Genomic DNA, 19,754 nt, shown 5'->3' with positions numbered 1-19,754 from the left:
ACGCCGAAGAGCAGCCGAGGAACAGAAGAGCAGCCGAGGAACAGAGGGAGCGGAACGGAGCCATGGGCGAGTTGATCCTGATCCGGCACGGCGAGACCGAGTGGTCGCGGTCCGGGCAGCACACCAGTTACACCGACCTGCCCCTGACCCCCTTCGGCGAGCACCAGGCCCGCGCGCTGGCGCCCCTGCTCACCTGCCGGCGGATCGCGCTCACCCTGGTCAGCCCCTCGGCACGGGCCCGGCGCACCGCCGAACTCGCCGGTCTCGCCGCGCCCCGCGTCACGCCCGAACTGCACGAATGGGACTACGGCGGCTACGAGGGCGTGACCACCGACGAGATCCACCGCACCCGCCCCGGCTGGAACCTGTGGACCGACGGCGTCGCCCCCGGCCCCGAGGGGCACCCCGGCGAGACCCCCGCCGAGGTCGGGGCACGCGCCGACCGGGTGCTGGCCGAGGTGGCGCGGGAGGCCGGCCGGGACGCGGGGCAGGACATCGCGCTCGTCGCCCACTCCCACTTCCTGCGGGTGCTCACCGCCCGCTACCTGGGGCTGGGCCCGGCCGAGGGCACGCTGTTCCAGCTCGCCACGGGGGCCGTCTCCCGGCTCGGCACCGAGCACGGCCGACCGGTGATCACGGCGTGGAACGTGAGCCTGCCGCGCAGCCTGTTCCCGCCGGAGACACCGGAGACACCGGAGACACCGGAGACACCGGAGACGCCGGAGGGCTAGCGCGACGGGCCGTCAGGCGAGCAGTTCGATCTCCGCGAGCCTCCCCGTACCGGCGAACACCAGGCGGTAGTGCGCGTACGAGCCGGGGGACCGCACCGAGAACGCCCGGGTCTGGCGGTCCCAGGCGAACGACTCGTGCGACCGCACGTCCAGGTCCTTCCAGCGCGTGCCGTCCGCCGAACCCTGGAGGACCCAGCCGGCGGGGGCCGCGCCGGCGGCGTCCGACGTCAGCGTGTACTGGGCCGCGGCGGTGGCCGACGGCACCGGGAGGTCCACCGAGGCGACCGGCGCCGCCGTGGCCGAGGTGTCGTCGAAGAGCGGGCCCGGGCCCCTCAGCACGTCCGCCCTCGGCGAGGGCGCCCGGTCGTCCGTGGTGATCGACGTCGGCGCCGCGTTCTCGCCGGTGCCCCAGGACGACGGCGTCGCGCCCATGGCGAAGTCCAGGGTCCCGCCCCGGGTGAGGAGGCCGTGCGGCAGCGAAGTCGACGTCCACTTCCGGCCGTTGACCTCCAGCCCCTGCACATAGACGTTCGTCGCGCTGTTCCGCGGGGCCCGGACCACCACATCGCGGCCGTTCTCCAGATGGACCGTGGCCCGGGTGAAGAGCGGTGAGCCGACCGCGTACTCGCCGCCGCCCATGACCAGCGGGTAGAAGCCGAGCGCGGAGAAGAGGTACCAGGCCGACTGCTCGCCGTTGTCCTCGTCGCCGTGGTAGCCCTGGCCGATCTCGCTGCCCGTGTACAGGCGGCCCATCATCTCGCGGACCTTCTCCTGCGTCTTCCAGGGCTGCCCGGCGGCGTCGTACATGTAGGCGACGTGGTGCGCCACCTGGTTGCTGTGACCGTACTGGCCCATCCGGACGTCGCGGGCCTCCGTCATCTCGTGGATGACCCCGCCGTACGAGCCGGTGAACTCGGGAGCGGCCGTCTCCGGCGTGGCGAAGAAGGCGTCGAGTTTCTCGGCCAGCCCGGCCCGCCCGCCGTACAGGTTCGCCAGGCCCCGGCTGTCCTGCGGGGCGGTGAAGGCGTACCCCCAGCTGTTGGTCTCCGTGTAGTCGTAGCCCCAGACGCGCGGGTCGTACGCGTCCGGCGGGAGCCGCCAACCGCCCTCGGCGTCGCGGCCCTGGAAGAAGCCCACCCGGTCGTCGAAGAGCCGGACGTAGTCGCGGGCGCGGTTCAGGAAGTACTCGGACTCCTCCCGGTAGCGCCGCTTGCCCGTCCTCTCGTGGAGCGCCCGCGCCATCCGCGCGATGCCGAAGTCGTTGAGGTATCCCTCCAGCGACCACGACAGGCCCTCGTGCGTGCCGGTGTCCGTGTAGCCGGTGAACGGGGAGGTGGCCATGCCCTTGCGGCCGACGCCCGAGGACGGGGGGACGACGGTGGCGTTCTTCAGCGCCGCCTCGTACGCCGCCTCGGCGTCGAACTCCACGCCCTTGACGTAGGCGTCCGCGAACGCGACGTCGGAGGAGGTGCCGGTCATCAGGTCGGCGTAGCCGGGGGAGGACCAACGGGATATCCAGCCGCCGTCCTTGTACTGCTGGACGAAGCCGTCCGCCATCCTCCCGGCCCGGCCGGGGGTGAGCAGGGAGTACGCCGGCCAGGTGGTGCGATAGGTGTCCCAGAAGCCGTTGTTGACGTACACCTCGCCGTCGACGATCTTCGCGCCGGTGCGGGTGGGGGTGTCCGGGCCGGTACGGGGGGAGAAGGGGCTGGCGTACCGGGCCCGGCCGCCGACCCGCTCGAAGCCCGAGTTCGGGTACAGGTACAGCCGGTACAGGCCGGAGTAGAGCGTGGTCAGCTGGTCGGGGGTGGCGCCCTCGACCTCCACCCGCCCCAGCAGGCCGTCCCAGGCCCGCTGCGCGCTCCGTTCGACCTGCTCGAAGGAGCGGGAGGCGGGGATCTCGGCCGCGAGTTTCCGCTTCGCCTGCTCGACGCCGATCAGCGAGGTCGCCAGACGCAGCCCGACCGTGCGGTCCCGGCCCGCGTCGAAGCGGAGGTACCCGGTCACGTCCGCGCCTCCGCCGCCCGCCGGACGGCCGCTCGCGGTGACCGTCGCGTCGAAGACGCCGTACACGAAGAGACGGGTGGCGCCGGTCGAACCGCCGCTGCGCACGTCGGAGAAGGCGGTGAAGGAGCGGGTCGCCGGGGCGAGCGCGAGCCCGCCGGCGCCGGTGACGTTGTCGAGGATCACGCTCGCGTCGTCACCGGGGAAGGTGAAACGCATCCGGGCCGCGTGGTCGGTCGGCGTCATCTCGGCCTTCAGCCCGTTGTCGAAGGTCACGCCGTAGTAGTGGGCCCGCGCCGTCTCGTTCTCGTGGTGGAACGGCAGCGCCCGGGCCGTGCGGGAGGCGTCCGGCGCGCCGGGGGCCGTGGACGGCATCAGCTGGAAGGTCTGCCGGTCGCCCATCCAGGGGCTCGGCTCGTGGCCGGCGGCGAACGCCTGGAGCGTCGGCAGGTTGTCCTCGTCGTTGCCGCGCGCGTACTCGTACAGCCAGCTGGTCGAACCGGCGTCAGTGACCGGCGTCCAGAAGTTGAAGCCGTTCGGGACGGCGGTGGCGGGGAAGGCGTTGCCGCGCGAGAAGCTCCCGCTGGAGTTGGTGCCGCGGACCGTCGACACATAGTCGGACAGATGCGCGCGGCGCTTCTCGGGCTTCTTCGGCGCGATCGCGAGGTCGTCGATCCAGCCCTGGAACTTCGCCGGGCCCGCGGGGGAGTCGTACGCGACCAGGATCCGGTCGACGGTCCGGCCCGCCGCGACCGCGCCGATCGGTGACTCGACCCTGTTCCACTGGTTGACGTAGAGCCGCTCGGCGTCGGCCTGGCCGCGCGGGGTGAGCGGGCCGCCATGGGTGTCCGCGGCCCGCAGCTCGCTCAGATGGGCGCCGTCCGTGAACGCCAGGTCCACCGCGACATGGGTCGCCGGGTAGGAGAGGTCGGTCTCCGTCATCTGCGGATAGACCAGGTAGGAGAGCGTGGTGTCACGGGTGACGGCGATGTTCACGTCGAACACCTTGTTGTACGAGTAGGCCCGGCCGTCCGCCCGGTGCGTGCCCGCGTACCGCAGGGCCCTGCGCCCGGTGAAGCCCGCGCCCGCCTTCGCGGTGGGCGAGCCGGACGGGCCGCGGTCGACCTGGCTGCGCATGGTGTCGGGCACCGGGCGCGTGGTGTCGCCGTCGGAGAACTGGACGTCGGCCAGCTGGGTCGCGTCCGTCGCGCCGTTGTTCGCGGTGATCCGCAGCCGGTAGTGCGCGTAGGCGGCGGGGGAGGCGATGTCGTACGACACGGTCCGGAACCGTTCGGGGAAGGACCGGCCGGCGCGGGAGTCGAGGTCCGTCCACTCCTCGCCGTCGGTGGAGCCCTGCAGGGTCCAGTCCCTCGGGTCGCGCTCGGCGTGGTCGTCGGCCGAGGTCAGCGCGTAGGTCACCGCCTTCACCGGCTCGGCCAGGTCGAACTCCACCCAGGCGGTGGTCGCGAAGGCGAGCCACTTGGTGGCGGGCGCCCCGTCGACGAGGTTCTCCTTCACCTCGCCGCCGCCGGTGTTCTCGGCACTGGCCCGGACGTCTGTCACCTTGTCGGTGACATTGCCCGGTATTCCAGTGGAGAATCCGCCGTCGACACCCGATGACCGCTTCTTTCCGCCAGGGCCTTCTTCGACGGTGTTGCGCCAGTCCGGTTGCTTTTCGTTCGCTTCGAAAGAAGAACGGAATGTCCGCGTCACCGAGGCGTTTCGGCCGTTCGCGCCGCCGTCCCCGGACCGGGCGGAAGCGGCGGCGGGAGCGATCAAGATCAATACCAGGGAAACCACGATCAGCGCGGCCGTACGGCGATGTCTCCTGCGAGGTCCGTGTCGGGGCTGCATGCCGAGCCATTCCTTCCGAGGAAGTGCATCCGGACAACGTTGTCAGAGCGAGGCGCACGGTCCAGTAGGAAGGCAAGTTCCGGATGTGTCAAGGGCGTTGTGGCCGAGGCGCCGGGAGAATCGGCCGCCTCGGGGCAATGCCCGCCCCGGCGGGGGAGTGCGTCCGGGGTCGGTATCCGCGAGGTCTCAACTCGGGAAAGACTGCTGTTCAACCTTGCATTCGATCTTGCTCAGTCGGCCGCGAGTGGACTATACCTGTCGGCGTCTGCGCAGCCGTTTCCGGTGAAGTGGGCAAGGGGGGCACGGGGCGGGGCCGGAGGGGCACGAGGGTGCCTGTGCGGCCGGTCTTTCCGAACCTCCCAATGCACGTGGCCAGCCTGAAAATCAGCACTAACCAAGCGCAACTGACCGCGGTGGCGGGGCCCTTCGCCAGAGGCGAATATCAACGGGCGACCGGTACACACCGCCTGGGTCCTGGAGAAGGCGAGGACTTGAGCATGGGATCCACCTCCGCCCACAAGAATGAGGGCCTCGGCCGTCGCGATGTGATCAAGCGATCCGCCGCACTCGGTCTGCTCACCGTTCCGGCGATGGGCTTCCTGTCGTCGTGCGCGAGCGGCGACAGCGGCGACGACAAGAAGGTCGAGAAGGGCAAGGTCACCAAGGAGAACCCGCTCGGCGTCAACGAGACGGCGCCGCTCGAAGTCGTCATCTTCAACGGCGGCTTCGGCGAGCAGTACGCGATCGACGCGGAGAAGAAGTACAACGAGGCGTTCCCGAAGGCTCCCAAGGTCAAGCACGTCGCGACCCAGAAGATCCAGTCGCAGCTGCAGCCGCGCTTCAACGGCGGCACCCCGCCGGACCTGATCGACAACTCGGGCGCCGAGCAGATGGACATGGGCGTCCTGGTCGGCAAGAAGCAGCTGCTGGACCTGACCCCGCTGATGGACGCCCCGTCCCTCGACGACCCGAACAAGAAGGTCCGCGACACGCTGCGCCCCGGCGTCCTGGAGATGGGCCAGTTCGAGGGCGACCCGGTCTGGATCATGTACTACGCGTACACCGTGTACGGCGTCTGGTACTCGCAGACCGCGCTCGACAACCTCGACGCGCAGTACCCCGAGACCTGGGACGACATGCTCGCCCTGTGCGCCAAGGCGAAGAAGAAGGGCGTCGCCGGCTGGACGTACCCCGGCAAGTACCCCTACTACCTGCCGTTCTCGCTCTACCCGTTCATCGCCAAGATCGGCGGCCGGGAGGTTCTCGACAAGATCGACAACCTGGAGCCGAACGCCTGGAAGGACCCCGCGGTCAAGGCGGCGTTCGAGGCGTACTACGAGCTGTACCAGAAGGGGTACATCCTCCAGGGCACCCCGGGCCTGACCCACATCCAGTCGCAGACCGAGTGGACCAAGGGCAAGGCGCTCTTCATCCCCAACGGCTCGTGGGTGGAGAACGAGGCCGCGCCCACCACGCCCAAGGACTTCAAGATGATGGTCGCGCCGCCGTCCAGCCTGGACGCGTCCGACAAGATGCCGTTCGGCACCATCTGGGCCTCCGGCGGCGAGCCCTTCATCGTCCCCGCCCACGCGAAGAACCCCGAGGGCGCGATGGAGCAGCTGCGCATCATGCTCTCCGAGGAGTCCTCGAAGAACTTCACCCAACAGGTCAAGTCGCTCAGCGCCTTCAACGGCGGCACGGACGGGCTGACCCTGTCGACCGCCCTGCAGGCCGGTGTCGACGTGCTGAAGAAGGCCGGCGACAACGTGGTGAACCCGCGCCTCCAGGACTGGTACGTGAAGCTCCAGAAGGAGCAGATCGGCGTCGCCGGTCTGGGCGAGATGATGGCCGGCCGCGCGACCCCGGCGGAGACCATCAAGAAGATCCAGGCGTTCGCGGACGCGGCGGCCAAGGACCAGTCCATCAAGCACTACAAGCACCAGTGAGCAACCGTCACCAGCGGCGGCACCCGCGGAAAGATCGGGGTCGGTAAACGATGCAGCATGGCAAGTACCGTTTCATCGTGGGATTCCTGGCAGTCCCACTGGCGCTGTACGCGGTCTTCGTGATCTGGCCGTTCGTCCAGTCCATCTACTACTCGTTCACGGACTGGACCGGCCTGAGTCCCGACTTCGCGATGGTCGGGTTCGACAACTACACGAGAATGCTCAAGGACGACGTCTTCTGGAAGTCCTTGCAGCACAGCGTGCTGCTCGTGCTGCTGCTGCCGCTGGTGACGCTGGGCCTGGCGCTGTTCTTCGCCTTCATGCTCAACGTGGGGGGCCGGCGGCGCAAGAACGCCGCCGTCTCCGGCGTGCGCGGATCGGGCTTCTACAAGATCGCCTACTTCTTCCCGCAGGTGCTCTCGATCGTCATCGTCGCCCTGCTGTTCCAGTTCGCGTTCAACCCCCGCAGCGGGATGATCAACGGAACGCTGAAGATGATCGGCCTGGAGTCCGTCCAGCCGGAGTGGCTCGGCGACCCGAACCTGGCGCTCATCTGCGTCATGACCGTGCTGATCTGGTCGACGGTCGGGTTCTTCGTCGTCCTCTTCTCCGCCGGCATGGCGTCCATCCCGAGGGACTTCTACGAGGCGGCGCTCCTGGACGGCGCCAACCGCTTCACCACGTTCTTCAGGATCACCCTGCCGCTGCTCTGGGACACGGTGCAGTCGGGCTGGGTCTACATGGGCATCCTGGCCCTCGGCGTGGAGGCGTTCACCGCCGTGCAGGTCATGACCGTGGGTCCCGGCGGCCCCGACTACTCGACCACGGTGCTCCCGCTGTACGTGTACCAGACGGCCTTCCGCGACGGGCAGGCCGGATACGCGACGACGATCGGTGTCGGACTGCTCATCGTCACCATGGCCTTCGCCGCCGTCGTGATGCGACTGGGCCGGCGCGAGCGGCTGGAGTTCTGATGCCGCGACCGACGGGACCCGCACCCCGCCACCCCCAGCAGGCACCACAGGTCGGCCTCCGTGTCCGGCTCGACAGTACGAGGTGAGTACGCGTGAAGACCACTGACACCCCTCCCGCCGCCCCGGCGGAGCGGCCGGCCCCCGCGGCCAAGGCGCCCGCGCCCGTGGTCAAGGAGAAGAGCGGCGAGGGCCAGGTCCTCAACGTCTTCTCGCACGGCGTGCTGATCATCTGGGCGATCCTGGTCGTCATGCCGCTGCTCTGGGCGGTCATGGCGTCCTTCAAGACGGACGACTCGATCCTGTCGACGCCGTGGAAGCTGCCCGACAAGCTGCACTTCGAGAACTGGTCGCGCGCCTGGAGCCAGGCGCACATGAGCGACTACTTCTTCAACACCGTCGTGGTGGTGGGCTGTTCGCTGGTCGGCACCCTGCTGCTGGGCTCGATGGCGGCGTATGTGCTGGCGCGGTTCGACTTCCCCGGCAACCGCTTCATCTACTACCTGTTCATCGGCGGGATGAGCTTCCCGATCATCCTGGCGCTGGTGCCGCTGTTCTTCGTCATGAACAACATGGCCCTGCTGAACACGCGACACGGACTGATCATGGTCTATATCGCGTACTCGCTGCCGTTCACCGTCTTCTTCCTCACCTCGTTCTTCCGGACGCTGCCGACCTCGGTGGCGGAGGCGGCCATGCTCGACGGCGCCTCGCACACCCGGACGTTCTTCCAGGTGATGCTGCCGATGGCGCGGCCGGGCCTGATCAGCGTCGGCATCTTCAACTTCCTCGGGCAGTGGAACCAGTACATGCTGCCGACGGTGCTCAACACCGACCCGAACCAGCGGGTGCTCTCCCAGGGGCTGGTCGAACTGGCCAACAGCCAGGGGTACAAGGGCGACTGGTCCGGCCTGTTCGCCGGTCTGGTGATGGCGATGCTGCCGGTCCTCGCGGCCTACATCGTCTTCCAGCGCCAGGTCGTCGCGGGCCTCACCGCGGGCGCGGTGAAGTAGCGCCGCGACCCGCCCCGCCGTCCCTCCCGCGATCGCCCGCCGGCCACCCGCCGGCGGGCGATCCGCGTGTACGGGGGCGCCGCGGCCGGCGCGCGGTCCGTGCCGCCGCCCCGGCGGCCGGCACGGACCACGGGCCCGGGCTGCCGCCGGGGCGCTCGGGTGCGGCCGGGGGCTCGTGCGGCCGGGCAGCGGGGCGGCTGGGCGACCGGCTGCGCGCGGCCGTCCGGCGCCCCCGCCTGCGGCGACGAGGGCTTTCGGGCGTCCTTGAAGGATCAAGGTCTTGACGGGGGGCGTCGCAAAACGGTCAGCTTAGACTTCACATGTTGGAGAGAACGGTAGGAGTGTGAGTCGATGGAGACTCCCGGGTCGCAGACGTCCCTGCATCGCGCCAACCTTGAGCGGGTCGTGCGGGCGGTCCGCATGGCCGGCTCGCTCACCCAGGCGGAGATCGCGCGGAGCACCGGTCTGTCGGCGGCCACCGTCTCCAACATCGTTCGTGAACTGAAGGAAGGCGGCACGGTCGAGGTGACCCCCACCTCGGCGGGCGGCCGGCGGGCCCGCAGCGTCTCGCTCAGCGGCGACGCGGGCATCGTGATCGGCGTCGATTTCGGCCACACGCATCTGCGGGTGGCGGTCGGCAACCTCGCCCACCAGGTGCTCGCCGAGGAGGCGGAGCCGCTGGACGTCGACGCCTCGTCCGCGGAGGGCTTCGGCCGGGCCCAGCGGCTGGTCGAGCGGCTCGTCGCGGCGACGGGCGTCGGCCCGGACAAGGTGATCGGAGTGGGGCTCGGCGTGCCCGGCCCCATCGACGTCGAGTCCGGGACGCTGGGATCCACGTCGATCCTGCCGGGCTGGCGCGGGATCAACCCCGGCGAGGAGCTGGGCCGCCGGCTCGGCGTGCCGGTGCACGTGGACAACGACGCCAACCTCGGGGCCCTCGGCGAACTGGTCTGGGGGAGCGGCCGCGGAGTCAGGGACCTCGCGTACATCAAGGTCGCCGACGGGGTCGGGGCCGGCCTGGTGATCGACGGCCGCATCTACCGGGGCCCCGGCGGCACGGCCGGCGAGATCGGGCACATCACGCTCGACGAGTCGGGCCCGGTGTGCCGCTGCGGCAACCGGGGCTGCCTGGAGACGTTCACCGCGGCGCGCTACGTCCTGCCGCTGCTCAGACCGAGCCACGGCCAGGACCTCACCATGGAGCGCATGGTCCAGCTGGCCCGTGAGGGGGACCCGGGCTGCCGCCGGGTGATCGCGGACGTCGGACGCCACATCGGCAGCGGGGTGGCCAACCTCTGCAATCTGCTCAACCCCAGCCGGGTGGTGCTCGGCGGGTCGCTGGCCGAGGCGGGCGAGGTGGTGATCGCGCCGATCCGCGACTCGGTCTCCCGCTACGCCATCCCCAGCGCGGCCCGGCAGCTCTCGGTACTGCCCGGGGCGCTGGGCGGCCGGGCCGAGGTGCTGGGCGCGCTGGCCCTGGTGCTGAGCGAGATGGGGGATTCCACCCTTTTGGAGAGCGGAGCCTCGGCACAGGCTCCCGCATTCACTTAGAGAAGGAATGGCACCGTTGTCATCTCGTTAAAGATTTACTCCTTGACGCCGTTGTTCAGGCCGAGTTGACTGCCTGCCACCTCGGCCGCCATGTCGCGGCCACGTCAGGGGAGGCAATCCGTATGAACGTAACGACGCGTCGCATCGTCATGGGAACGGCCGCAATCTCCATGGCCGTCTCTCTCGCCGCCTGTGGCAAGGCGGGCGGTGACGACAAGGCCGCCGACGGTGACGGCAAGAGCATCGGTCTGCTGCTGCCGGAGAACAAGACCACCCGATACGAGACGTTCGACCGCCCCCTCATCGAGGCGAAGGTCGCGCAGCTGTGCGGCGACTGCAAGGTCAAGTACAGCAACGCGGCGCAGCAGAGCGACACCCAGAAGAAGCAGTTCGACGCGCTCATCACCCAGGGCGTCAAGGTCATCATCCTGGACTCCGTCGACTACAAGGCCACCAAGTCCTGGGTCCAGCAGGCGGAGAAGAAGGGCGTCAAGGTCGTCGCGTACGACCGCCTCGCCGAGGGCCCGATCTCCGCGTACGTGTCGTACGACAACGAGAAGATCGGCCGCCTCCAGGGCGAGGCGCTGGTCAAGGCGCTCGGTCCCGGCGCCAAGGAGAGCGACGTCGTCATGATCAACGGCTCGCCGACCGACCCGAACGCCCCGTTCTTCAAGAAGGGCGCGCACAGCGTCCTGGACACCCAGGTCAAGAAGGTCGTCTACGAGCAGGACATCCCCGACTGGTCCCCGGACGAGGCCAACAAGAAGATGGGCGCCGCCATCGACTCCCTGGGCAAGAACGGCTTCCAGGGGGTGTACTCCGCCAACGACGGCATGGCGGGCGGCATCATCACGGCCCTGAACAAGCGGGGCATCAAGGTCCCGGTGGGCGGCCAGGACTCCGAACTCGCGGGCCTCCAGCGCATCCTGAAGGGCGATCAGTCCTTCACGATCTACAAGCAGATCAAGCCGGAGGCGGAGACCACCGCGGAGATCGCGGTCAGGCTCCTCAAGGGCGAGAAGTTCGACGAGCTGACGTCGACTCAGGTCGACAGCCTGTCCGGCGAGTTCAAGGGCATCCCGGCCAAGCTGTACGACGCCCAGGTGGTGACCAAGGAGAACGTGGCGAGCACGATCATCGCCGACAAGGTCTACCAGGCCGCGCAGATCTGCACCCCGGAGTACCAGGCCGCCTGCGCGGCGGCCGGCATCAAGTAGCGCCGCACGAACCGGAGTCCGGTGCGGCGCCCGCCCCGTCCATGCCCCGCGAGCAGGGGGCGGGCGCCGGACCTTCCCCCCACGCGCATCCCGTGCTCCGCACCATCGTTCCCGCCGGCGAGGCGGTGAAGGAGATGATTCACGTGTCCGCTCCGCCCGTGCTGGCATTGCGCGGAATCTCCAAACGGTTCGGCGCCGTCCAGGCGCTCACCGATGTGGACCTGGAAGTCCGTTCCGGCGAGGTCGTCGCGCTGGTCGGCGACAACGGCGCCGGCAAGTCGACCCTCGTCAAGACCATTTCGGGAGTCCACCCGATCGACGAGGGCGTCATCGAGTGGGCCGGCGTCCCGGTCCGGATCAGCCGCCCGAACGACGCCCAGGACCTCGGAGTCGCCACCGTCTACCAGGACCTGGCGCTCTGCGACAACCTCGACGTCGTCGCCAACCTCTTCCTCGGCAGCGAACTGCGCAGAGCCTCGGTGCTCGACGAGATCGCGATGGAGAAGCGGGCCAGGGAACTGCTGGACACCCTCTCCATCCGGATCCCGAGCGTCCGCATCCCCGTCGCGGCGCTCTCCGGCGGACAGCGCCAAGTCGTCGCCATCGCACGGGCGTTGATCGGCGACCCGAGGATCGTCATCCTGGACGAGCCGACCGCGGCGCTCGGCGTCGAGCAGACCGCCCAGGTGCTCGACCTGGTGGAGCGGCTGCGCGAACGGGGCCACGGCGTCATCCTCATCAGCCACAACATGGCCGACGTGCGCGCCGTGGCGGACCGGGTGGCGGTGCTCCGCCTCGGCCGCAACAACGGCTTCTTCGACGTCGCGAGCACCACCCACGAGGAGATCATCGCCGCCATCACCGGCGCCACCGACAACGCCGTCACCCGCCGCCGGGCGCGCACGGCCACGAAGGAGGACGCGAAGTGAGCGACCTCGCCGAGACCCCCGAGACCCCCAACCATCCCGAGAACCCCGAGACCTCGAAGCCTTCCCGCACGACCGGGACGCCCGCCGCCGGCACTCCCGGAAATCCGGAGCCGTCGGAGACCGCCGCCCCCGCCCCCGACGCAGCCTCCGCGCCCGCTCCCGACCCGCGACTGCTCGTCCGCGCGGAGGGCTTTTGGGGCTACTGGTCCGCGTTCGGCCGCAGGGTGCGCGGCGGCGAGCTCGGCTCGCTGCCGGTCCTCGTCGGACTGGTCCTCATCGCGATCGTCTTCCAGTGGCGGAACGACAACTTCCTGTCCGCCGGCTCCGTCGCCAACATCGCCGTCTACAGCTCCGGCCTCGGCATCATGGCGGTCGGCATCGTGTTCGTCCTGCTGCTGGGCGAGATCGACCTCTCGGTCGGCTCCGTCGCCGGCGTCGGCGCGGCCACCTGGGCCGTCCTCCAGGTCGACCGCGGCTGGAACGAGTGGCTCGCGATCGGCGTCGCCCTGCTCTTCGGGGCGGCCCTGGGCGCCCTGCACGGCTTCTTCTTCGCCCGGATCGGCGTGCCGGCGTTCGTCGTCACCCTGGCCGGCTTCCTCGGCTGGAGCGGCCTCCAGGACTGGATGATGGGCGGCGAGGGCTCGATCAACACGCCCTCGGGCAGCGTCGTGGAGGACCTGACCAACTACTTCTTCGAGTACAAGGCCGCCGGTTACGGACTCGCGCTGGTCGCCGTCCTCGCGTATGCCGCCTCCCTGCTGACGGACGTCCGGCGCCGCCGGGCCGCGGGCCTGCCCGCCCGTGCCAACGGCGAGGTCGCGCTGCGCACCGCCGTCGTCGCCGTGCTGTGCCTCGCCGCCGCGTACGTCCTGAACGAGCCGACGGGCGCCCGCGGGCTGCCGCTGGCCCTGGTGCTCTTCCTCGCGGTCCTGGTCGTCGCGGACTTCGTCGCCCGGCGCACCGCCTTCGGCCGGCAGGTCTTCGCGGTCGGCGGGAGCCCGGAGGCCGCGCGCCGTGCCGGTATCGACGTCGCCCGGGTCCGGATCACCGTCTTCGCGCTGTCCGGGATGCTCGGCGCCTTCGGCGGCCTCTTCATCGCCAGCCTCTCCGGCGGCGCCACCAAGAGCGTCGGCGGCGGCAACACCCTGATGCTGGTCATCGCGGCGGCCGTCATCGGAGGCACCAGCCTCTTCGGGGGGCGCGGCAAGGTCTGGTCCGCCCTGCTCGGCATGATCGTGATCCAGTCGATCCAGCAGGGGCTGAACATGATCGGCATGGCCAGCGCCATCCAGTCCATGATCACCGGGGCGGTGCTGCTGGCCGCGGTGGTCATCGACTCGGTCTCCCGCCGCACCCAGAAGACCGCGGGGCGTGCGTGACGTCGGGCACATCCGGCCGGAGGCCCGGCGCCCCCGACGGCGCCGGGCGCCCCGTCATGACCGTACGGGCGCGGCGGGAACGGCACGGGCGCGAGCGCGCCCCGAGCGCGCGTCCGGGCCCGCGCCGGCGGTCGCGCCCCGAGCGCGGCAGGGTCCGCGCGCACGGGACCCCCGCGCGGCCGCACACCCGGCGCGCGCCCGTTCCGCGCGCGGTCGTGCGCCGGGCGATTGCACGGGCGTGTCCCCGTCCTGTACCGAGTCCGTCCCGAACGCCCCGCCCGATGACCCCGCGCACGGACGGAACACTAGACTCATCGGATCGGCATGCTCGACCCAGCTCAACACGCAAGGAGGCACGGTGACACAGCCGCGCGAAGCGCGACGTGCAAGGGCGGCGGCGGGCGGGTGGGATCTGCTGACCCGCATCGCTGGACCGCGTGACCTGGACCGGCTCACCCCCGAGCAGCTGGACCAGCTCGCCGAGGACATCCGGACCTTCCTCGTCGACGCAGTCTCGAAGACCGGTGGCCATCTCGGCCCCAACCTGGGCGTGGTCGAACTCACCATCGCCCTGCACCGGGTCTTCGACTCGCCGAAGGACAAGGTGCTGTTCGACACCGGTCACCAGAGCTATGTGCACAAGCTCCTCACCGGCCGCCAGGACTTCTCGAAGCTCAAGAGCAAGGGCGGCCTGTCCGGCTACCCCTCCCGCGCGGAGTCCGAGCACGACGTCATCGAGAACTCGCACGCCTCCACCGTGCTCGGCTGGGCCGACGGCCTGGCCAAGGCCAACGAGATCCTCGGCAAGGACGACCACGTCGTCGCGGTCATCGGGGACGGCGCGCTCACCGGCGGCATGGCCTGGGAGGCGCTGAACAACATCGCCGCCGCCAAGGACCGTCCGCTCGTCATCGTCGTCAACGACAACGAGCGCTCCTACGCGCCGACCATCGGCGGTCTCGCCAACCACCTCGCGACCCTGCGCACCACCGACGGCTACGAGCGCTTCCTGGCCCGCGGCAAGGACATCCTGGAACGCACCCCCGTCGTCGGGAGGCCGCTGTACGAGACGCTGCACGGCGCGAAGAAGGGGCTGAAGGACTTCATCGCCCCGCAGGGCATGTTCGAGGACCTCGGCCTGAAGTACGTGGGCCCGATCGACGGCCACGACATCGAGGCCCTGGAGTCCGCGCTCCAGCGCGCCAAGCGCTTCGGCGGGCCCGTCATCGTGCACTGCCTCACCGAGAAGGGCCGGGGTTACACCCCCGCCCTCCAGGACGAGGCCGACCGCTTCCACGCCGTCGGCAAGATCCACCCCGACACCGGCCTCCCGGTCGCCACCGCGGGTCTCGACTGGACCTCCGTCTTCGGCGAGGAGATGGTCAAGCTCGGCAAGGAGCGCGAGGACATCGTCGCGATCACCGCGGCCATGCTCCAGCCGGTCGGGCTGACCAAGTTCCAGGAGGCGTTCCCGGACCGCACGTACGACGTCGGCATCGCGGAGCAGCACGGCGCGGTCTCCGCGGCCGGCCTCGCCACCGGCGGACTGCACCCGGTCTTCGCGGTCTACGCCACCTTCCTCAACCGCGCCTTCGACCAGGTCCTGATGGACGTCGCGCTGCACAACTGCGGGGTGACCTTCGTCCTGGACCGGGCCGGGGTCACCGGCACCGACGGCGCCTCGCACAACGGCATGTGGGACATGTCGATCCTCCAGTGCGTGCCCGGGCTGCGGATCGCCGCTCCGCGCGACGCCGACCAGGTCCGCGCCCAGCTCCGCGAGGCCGTCGACGTCGACGACGCGCCCACCGTGGTCCGCTTCTCCAAGGGCGCGGTCGGCCCGGCGGTCAAGGCCGTCGGCCGGGTCGGCGGCATGGACGTGCTGCGCGAGCCCGGCGCCGACCGGCCGGACGTCCTGCTGGTCTCCGTCGGCGCGCTGGCCCCGATGTGCCTGGAGATCGCGGACCTGCTCGACGCCCAGGGCATCTCGACGACCGTCGTCGACCCCCGCTGGGTCAAGCCGGTCGACGACGCCATGGCCCCGCTCGCCGAACGGCACCGGGTCGTCGTCACCGTCGAGGACAACAGCCGCGCCGGCGGCGTCGGCTCCGCCGTCTCGCAGGCCCTGCGCGACGCCGGGGTGGACGTGCCGCTGCGCGACTTCGGCATCCCGCCGCGCTTCCTCGACCACGCCTCCCGCAGCGAGGTCATGGCCGAGATCGGGCTGACCGCGCCGGACATCGCCCGCCAGGTCACCGGCCTGGTCGCCAAGCTCGACGGGCGCTTCGGGACGGCCGCGGAAGACGGTTCCGTGATCGAGCCGGTCCGCGACTGATCCCCGGCGGGCCGACGGCCCGTACGAGCGATCCCCGGCACCGCCGAACGGGCCGGTCGGCCACCCCGCGAGGGTGGTCCGACCGGCCCGTTCGCGTGAAAACGCCCGGTGCGCGCACCTCCGCCGCCGAGGGGGTCACGAACCATGACAAATCATGGCGTACACGACGAGTGCGTGGAGGTACGCCGGTGACCGCCCAGCAGGACCCACCCCCCAGCCGCGACGGCCTGTTCCGGACCAAGTCGGTGGAGCAGTCCATCCGCGACACCGAGGAGCCCGAGCACGCGCTCAGGAAGTCCCTCTCCGCGCTGGACCTCACCGTCTTCGGGGTCGGGGTCATCATCGGCACCGGCATCTTCGTGCTCACCGGCAAGGTGGCCAAGGAGACCGCCGGACCGGCCACCGCCCTCGCCTTCGTGGTCGCCGGCGTCGTCTGCGCCCTGGCCGCCCTCTGCTACGCCGAGTTCGCCTCCACGGTCCCGGTCGCCGGTTCCGCGTACACCTTCGCCTACGCCTCGCTCGGCGAGATCGTCGCCTGGATCATCGGCTGGGACCTGGTGCTGGAGTTCGCGCTCGGCACGGCGGTGGTGGCGGTCGGCTGGTCCGGCTACGTCCGCTCGCTGATGGACAACTTCGGCTGGAGCATGCCCGGGGTGCTCTCCGGAACCGACGTGGCGAAAGGATTCGGCTTCGACATCCTGGCCTTCGCCCTGGTCCTCGTCCTGACCGTGGTGCTGGTGCTCGGCATGAAGTTCTCGGCGCGGGTCACCTCGGTCGTGGTCGCCATCAAGGTCGCCGTGGTGCTCGTCGTGATCACCGCGGGGCTGTTCTTCGTCAAGGCCGCCAACTACACGCCGTTCATCCCCCCGCCGCGACCCCAGGCGGCCGGCTCCGGGCTGACCGCCCCGCTGGTGCAGCTGATGTCCGGGTACGCGCCCACCAACTTCGGCCTCATGGGCATCTTCACCGCCGCCTCCATCGTCTTCTTCGCCTTCATCGGCTTCGACGTGGTGGCCACCGCCGCCGAGGAGACCAAGCAGCCGCAGCGCGACATGCCACGCGGCATCCTCGCCTCGCTGTTCATCTGCACCGCGCTCTACGTCGGCGTCTCCCTGGTGGTCACCGGCATGGAGCACTACACCGACCTGTCCGTCGAGGCGCCCCTGGCCGACGCCTTCAAGGCCGTCGGACGGCCCGTCTTCGCCGGGGTCATCAGCTTCGGCGCCGCGATCGGCCTGACCACCGTCTGCCTGATCCTGCTGCTGGGCCAGACCCGGGTGTTCTTCGCCATGAGCCGGGACGGGCTGCTGCCGCGGTTCTTCTCCAAGACGCACCCCCGCTTCCGCACCCCGTACCGCCCGACCATCCTGCTCGGCGTGATCATCGCGATCGTCGCCGGTTTCACCAGCATCAACGAACTGGCGACGCTGGTGAACATCGGCACCCTCTTCGCGTTCGTCGTCGTCGCCCTGGGCGTCCTCGTGCTGCGCCGCACCCGCCCCGAGCTGCCCCGGGCGTTCCGCACCCCGTGGGTGCCGGTCGTTCCCGTCGTGTCGGTGATCGCCTCCGTCTGGCTGATGCTCAATCTGCCGGCCGAGACCTGGCTGCGGTTCGCGGTCTGGATGATCCTCGGAGTGATCATCTACTTCTGGTACGGGCGCCGGCACAGCCGGCTCGACGAACCCGCCGCCCGCCGCGGCGGACCGTCCCGCACCCCCTGAACCCCCGCACCCCCTGGAAGCCGGGCGTCACCGGGCTGGGCGCCGGGCGGCCGGGCTACCTCCCCGGCGGCAGCGGCCGCACCGCGCGGGGCCCCAGGCAGCGCGCCCCGTGCGCCTCCACGCGACGGCGCAGCTCCCGGTCGGCGGTGACCACCACGCAGGAGCGGCCGCCCGCCGCCGAGGCCAGTTCCACGATCCGGTCGTCCCCGCTGCCCGGAGCCGGTTCCACCCGCACCCCGGGCACCGGGGCGATGCCCCGGGCCGCGCCCTCCACCACCAGCACCACGTCGACGGGGCCGGGGAGGCCCGGCAGACCGTCCCCGGCCAGCGGCACCAGGGCGTCGCGCAGCCGCACGGCCGCCCCGTGCCGGTCCCGCCACCAGCCGTCGGGCACCGACCCGACCACATTGGCCGCGTCGACGATCAGCAGGGTCCGTTCGTCCGCCATGCCGGAAGCCTGCCACGAGCCGGCCGGGGCACGCCCCGCAGGTCCCGCGAGGCGATCTCGCTCAGCAGGGCGGGCAGGAACCGCTGCCGGAGCGCGATGATCGGTCCGGTCAGGGGCTCGCCTGCTTCCTCCGTAGGGACATGACATGCGCGTACGAGAGGGACCGGGCGGCACGGGGCGCCGGCCCACCTGCCCGGGGCGGGAGCCGGCGGATGATAGACAGATGTTCGGACAGTGGCCGGTGGGGGGATGTTCGCACGGAAGTGAGGGCCAGGTGGGCGATGTGAGCGAGATTCCCCCAGCGGATCCGGCGGCGCCCGCGCGGCGGCGCGGAGCGGGCTCATGAGCCGCGGCAGGGACAGGCGGGCCGAGGAGACCCCGCCCGGGCGGGGCGGGACCGCCGGGCCGGTCCTTTCGGCGGCCCCTTCGGCGGTCCCGGTGACCCCGGTGCCGTTCGGGCGCTGGCTGTTCACACGCCCCGACGGACTGATGACCGCGTACGGGCAGGGCCCGCGCGGCCTCGTCCGCTGGACCGAGCACGCGGGCCCCGGCGAGACGTGGACGGGCCCGGAGACGGTCGAGGTGCCCCGCTGGGCGGGGCGTCCGAGCCTGGCCCGGACCCGCGAGGGCTATCTGCACATCGCCGCCCGCCGGGCGTCCGCCGGGGACCCGGCCCGGCTGGAGATCGTGCTCGCCACCCAGTTCCAGACCGGCCGCCCGCTGACCCCCTGGCACAACCTCGGCGCGCCCAGGCCCGCGCCGGACACGGACCGTTCGCTCGCCTTCGGTCCGCTGACCGAGGCGGATCCCGTCACCGGGGCCGTCCACGTACTCGTCGTCACCCGCTCCGGCGAGGTCTTCCGCCGCAGCCGCGGCCCCGAGGGCGGCTGGGACGGCTGGAAGAGCGTCCTGGACGGGCCCTGCCCCGGAGAACCGGTCGCGGTCATGGCGGAGAACGGCCCGCTGGAACTCCTCGCCCACGACGCCTCGGCGACCGCCCGCTGGACGGCCCGGGCCCAGGGCCCCTTCGAACCCGCCGGGCGGGCCGCCGCCCCGGCGGTCGCCGGCAGCGCGACGGCGTACGGGACCGGGCCCGGCCGGGCCACGTTCTTCTGGCGTCACCCGGGCGACGGCTCCCTCGTGGCCTGGCGCCCGGGGACCGGCGGCGGCGACGGCGACGGCCCGATCGGGCTCGGGGGCGCGGGAGGGCGCGGTGCGCCCGCCGTGACCCGGACGGTCGTCGGCGGCCACGACTGCACCGTGCTCGTGCAGCGCGCCGCGAGCGGCGGCGTGGAGGTGGCCGCGCATGTCACGGAGCACGAGGACTACGGCCTGTGGTGGGAGCCGACGAGCGGACCGGACGCCGTGTCGGTCCAGACCGTCGTCGACGGCGCGGGGCGGGTGGTGGTGGCCGCGCTCGACGAGCGGGGCGCGCTGCACATCACCCGCCAGGACCCGTCCCGTGAGGGGCTCGTCTTCCGGCGCTGGCGCAGGGTTTCCTGACTCTCCCGACCGGCTGACTCTCCCGACCGGCGCGGACGGAGCCCGGAGGGCGCGTCAGGGGCCCTTGGAGGACGCGCCGGGGGAGGACGCATGACGTGTCGGAGGCGGGGCGGCGCATGCCCCCTGAACGGCCGTCGGAGTCGCGTGAGCCG

At 71.1% G+C, this 19,754-nt stretch carries 13 protein-coding genes; 11 read left to right on the top strand and 2 right to left on the bottom strand.

Features of this window, described 5'->3' with window-relative positions; translation table 11 throughout:
- The first annotated feature begins 62 nt into the window (after window positions 1–62).
- Window positions 63–731, top strand: coding sequence for a histidine phosphatase family protein (locus tag WA762_RS31040; protein WP_335940193.1), 669 nt, complete (start codon window positions 63–65; stop codon window positions 729–731).
- A 12-nt stretch (window positions 732–743) separates the two neighbouring features.
- Here the strand turns inward: WA762_RS31040 and WA762_RS31035 are convergent, their stop codons facing one another.
- Window positions 744–4,589: a GH92 family glycosyl hydrolase gene (locus WA762_RS31035; protein WP_335940191.1), complete on the bottom strand. Its 3,846-nt coding sequence runs from the start codon at window positions 4,587–4,589 to the stop codon at window positions 744–746.
- Window positions 4,590–5,086: 497 nt separating this feature from the next.
- Here WA762_RS31035 and ngcE point away from each other — a divergent pair, with 497 nt between their 5' ends.
- The 9 genes from ngcE to WA762_RS30990 all read left to right on the top strand — a co-directional run bounded on the left by ngcE (window position 5,087) and on the right by WA762_RS30990 (window position 17,651).
- Entirely contained in the window at window positions 5,087–6,535 is a 1,449-nt protein-coding gene (gene ngcE / locus WA762_RS31030; RefSeq protein ID WP_335940188.1) for an N-acetylglucosamine/diacetylchitobiose ABC transporter substrate-binding protein, read from the top strand.
- A gap of 50 nt (window positions 6,536–6,585) precedes the next feature.
- Window positions 6,586–7,509 carry a carbohydrate ABC transporter permease gene (locus WA762_RS31025; protein ID WP_335940187.1) on the top strand — a complete coding sequence of 308 codons (924 nt, stop codon included), beginning with the start codon at window positions 6,586–6,588 and terminating at the stop codon, window positions 7,507–7,509.
- 92 nt (window positions 7,510–7,601) lie between these two features.
- The gene (locus tag WA762_RS31020; RefSeq protein WP_335940186.1) at window positions 7,602–8,519 is read left to right on the top strand and encodes a carbohydrate ABC transporter permease; all 918 of its coding nucleotides are present in this window, start codon (window positions 7,602–7,604) and stop codon (window positions 8,517–8,519) included.
- Between the two features lie 351 nt (window positions 8,520–8,870).
- Window positions 8,871–10,070: an ROK family transcriptional regulator gene (locus tag WA762_RS31015; RefSeq protein ID WP_335940184.1), complete on the top strand. Its 1,200-nt coding sequence runs from the start codon at window positions 8,871–8,873 to the stop codon at window positions 10,068–10,070.
- A gap of 122 nt (window positions 10,071–10,192) precedes the next feature.
- On the top strand, window positions 10,193–11,287 hold the full coding sequence (locus WA762_RS31010) for a substrate-binding domain-containing protein (protein ID WP_335940183.1): 1,095 nt from the start codon (window positions 10,193–10,195) through the stop codon (window positions 11,285–11,287).
- A 134-nt stretch (window positions 11,288–11,421) separates the two neighbouring features.
- On the top strand, window positions 11,422–12,216 hold the full coding sequence (locus tag WA762_RS31005; RefSeq protein ID WP_335940182.1) for an ATP-binding cassette domain-containing protein: 795 nt from the start codon (window positions 11,422–11,424) through the stop codon (window positions 12,214–12,216).
- Entirely contained in the window at window positions 12,213–13,595 is a 1,383-nt protein-coding gene (locus tag WA762_RS31000; RefSeq protein ID WP_335940181.1) for a sugar ABC transporter permease, read from the top strand. The genes WA762_RS31005 and WA762_RS31000 overlap by 4 nt, the downstream gene beginning before the upstream one ends.
- Window positions 13,596–14,007: 412 nt before the next feature.
- Entirely contained in the window at window positions 14,008–15,930 is a 1,923-nt protein-coding gene (gene dxs / locus WA762_RS30995) for a 1-deoxy-D-xylulose-5-phosphate synthase (protein WP_335940233.1), read from the top strand.
- 188 nt (window positions 15,931–16,118) lie between these two features.
- Window positions 16,119–17,651, top strand: coding sequence for an amino acid permease (locus WA762_RS30990; RefSeq protein ID WP_335940179.1), 1,533 nt, complete (start codon window positions 16,119–16,121; stop codon window positions 17,649–17,651).
- A 55-nt stretch (window positions 17,652–17,706) separates the two neighbouring features.
- Here WA762_RS30990 and WA762_RS30985 read toward each other — a convergent pair whose 3' ends face one another.
- Window positions 17,707–18,099, bottom strand: a complete 393-nt coding sequence (locus tag WA762_RS30985; RefSeq protein ID WP_335940177.1) for an NTP pyrophosphohydrolase — start codon at window positions 18,097–18,099, stop codon at window positions 17,707–17,709.
- 342 nt (window positions 18,100–18,441) lie between these two features.
- Between WA762_RS30985 and WA762_RS30980 the strand changes: the two genes are divergently transcribed.
- A complete protein-coding gene (locus WA762_RS30980; protein ID WP_335940175.1) occupies window positions 18,442–19,602 on the top strand; it encodes a PLL family lectin in 1,161 nt (386 codons plus the stop codon).
- Window positions 19,603–19,754 lie beyond the last annotated feature (152 nt).

The organism is Streptomyces tyrfis (assembly GCF_037034285.1).
In the GTDB taxonomy this organism is placed as follows: domain Bacteria; phylum Actinomycetota; class Actinomycetes; order Streptomycetales; family Streptomycetaceae; genus Streptomyces.
The sequence above is the reverse complement of the archived record's forward strand: the minus strand, read 5'-3'. Positions and strand labels throughout refer to the sequence as shown.